Origin of the sequence: Campylobacter sp. BCW_6463 (assembly GCF_001762785.1) — a bacterium.
Lineage (GTDB): Bacteria > Campylobacterota > Campylobacteria > Campylobacterales > Campylobacteraceae > Campylobacter_D > Campylobacter_D jejuni.
Genome location: NZ_MJXL01000068.1, coordinates 1,179 through 1,564, shown reverse-complemented (window position 1 = coordinate 1,564; position 386 = coordinate 1,179). Strand labels below are relative to the sequence as shown.

1 protein-coding gene is annotated in these 386 nt (G+C 31.9%); it reads left to right on the top strand.

The features are described from left to right. Nucleotides 1–386 (top strand): hypothetical protein (locus tag AJ884_RS09680; protein ID WP_222545636.1); only part of this gene is annotated, 386 nt, incomplete at both ends.

Below are 386 nucleotides of genomic sequence, written 5' to 3'. Positions count from 1 at the left end.
CTAAAATACAAGCTAGTCCTCTTGCTAAGATTAAGTATGATAGGATAAGATGGCAAGGGATAGGAGATAAATTAGGAGCGGCACAAAAAAGCAAAGAGAAAGCAAAAATGCTTTTATATTTGGAAAATGAAAATAAAAAAGGTAAGGTAAGTGATAAAGAAGTTCATCTTTATAAACATAATGGAATATGGCCTAAAGATACTCCAAAACCTAGAAGTTCTGATTATATTGGTGAAAATGGTAAGATTAAATATCCTGATGATGATGGCTATAAAATTCCACCTAAACCAAAAGAAATCACTCTAAAAAAAGGGGCAAAACTAGACAGATATGGAGATAATTCAGGTAGCTTTGTTTGTCCTTTTAAAGAGAAAAAAGGAGTGATG